General features: G+C 64.9%; 1 protein-coding gene. It reads left to right on the top strand.

Features of this window, described 5'->3' with window-relative positions:
- Nucleotides 1–73 precede the first annotated feature (73 nt).
- Nucleotides 74–1,620, top strand: a protein-coding gene (locus HBN63_RS21510) for an IS3 family transposase (RefSeq protein ID WP_226024095.1) whose coding sequence is annotated in 2 segments (ribosomal slippage) — nucleotides 74–560 and nucleotides 560–1,620 — 1,548 coding nt in all. Because the reading frame shifts where the segments join, the coding sequence is not laid out codon by codon here.
- Nucleotides 1,621–1,654: the final 34 nt, after the last annotated feature.

Below are 1,654 nucleotides of genomic sequence, written 5' to 3'. Positions count from 1 at the left end.
CCCGCCGCGTCAGGATAGTTGTCGTGTGAGTTGATTCGATGAGTCTTGGTCGGTGGGCGGAAGTGAGAGCCGTGTGGCGCGTTATTCGATAGAGCATCGGGAGTGGGTGGTGCGGCAGATGATGCCGCCCTTGAACCGGACGGTGCCGGAGCTGGTGGAAGCGACAGGCATTACTGATGCCACCCTGTATGCTTGGCGCAAACAGGCCAGAGCAGCGGGAGCAGTGGTGCCGGGAGATGGACAGCAGGCCGACCAGTGGTCGAGCCAGGACAAGTTTCGGGTGGTGCTGGAAAGCGCCAGCCTCAATGCGGCTGAGCTGGCGGAGTACTGCCGGCGCAAAGGCCTGTATGTCGAGCAGATCAACGCCTGGCGCGAAGCCTGCGAGCAGGCCAACAGCCTGGCTCAGCCGAGCAAGACCCGGCGCGAACGCGAAGAGGAAAAGGCCGCGAAGAAGCGTATCAAGCAGCTGGAGCGTGAACTGCGGCGCAAGGATGCGGCGCTGGCAGAAACCGCGGCTCTGCTGGTGTTGCGAAAAAAAGCCGAGGCGCTCTGGGGGAAGGACGAGGACGAATGATCAGCGCCCCGGATCGCCGTGAAACGCTGCAGTTGATCGAGGACGCCGTGGCGGCGGGAGCGCGGCGAGCGCAGGCCTGCGCCGAACTGGGCCTGTCGCTGCGCAGCCTACAGCGCTGGCAGCACTGCCCGGAGGATCGGCGTCCTTCGGCACAACGAGCTGAGCCGGCCAACAAGCTGACCCCGCAAGAGCGCCGCCGCGTGCTGGAGGTCGCCAACCAGCCCGAGTTTGCCAGCCTGCCGCCGCAGCAGATCGTGGCGCGGCTGGCCGATCAGGGCACCTGGCTGGCCTCGGAGTCGACCTTTTACCGGTTGCTGAAGGACGCCGAACAGCAGCATCCGCGCGGCCGTAGCCGCCCACCGGTGAAACGAGCGCTGACGACCCATGTGGCCGACGGCCCGAACCAGCTGTGGTGCTGGGATATCACCTGGCTGCCGACCACGGTCAAGGGCCGTTACTTCTACTGGTACATGATCAAGGACGTCTACAGCCGGAAGCTGGTGGCCAACGAGGTGCATGAAAGTGAAAGCGCCGAGCAGGCCGCCCAGCTGCTACGCCAGGCCTGCCTACGTGAACAGCGGGCAGGCCAGCCGCTGGTACTGCACTCGGACAACGGCAGCGCGATGAAGGGCTCGACCATGCTGGCGGCCATGCAGAACCTGGGTGTGATGCCCTCGTTCAGCCGCCCGCGGGTGAGCAATGACAACGCCTATGCCGAGGCCTTGTTCCGCACGGCGAAGTACTGCCCGCTGTGGCCGGAGCGGCCCTTCGACACGCTGGAGCAGGCCAGGAACTGGGTGAACAGCTTCGTGGCCTGGTACAACCATGAACATCGCCACAGCGCCCTGAAGTTCGTGACCCCGGCGCAGCGACATACTGGCCAGGCGGAAGAGTTGCTGCGCAAGCGTATCGAGCTGTACGAGGCGGCGCGTGCACGGCACCCGGAGCGCTGGAGCGGCAACATCAGGAACTGGGTGCTGGCACCAATCGTGTGCCTGAACCCGGAGCGGGAAGCGGTACTGCAGCAAACATCAAAGGCAGCGTGACACGCTCACGCGACAACTACCTTGAAAATCGCCG

The sequence above is a fragment of the Pseudomonas sp. WS 5011 genome (assembly GCF_012985775.1).
GTDB classification, from domain to species: Bacteria; Pseudomonadota; Gammaproteobacteria; order Pseudomonadales; family Pseudomonadaceae; genus Aquipseudomonas; species Aquipseudomonas peli.
The sequence above is the reverse complement of the archived record's forward strand: the minus strand, read 5'-3'. Positions and strand labels throughout refer to the sequence as shown.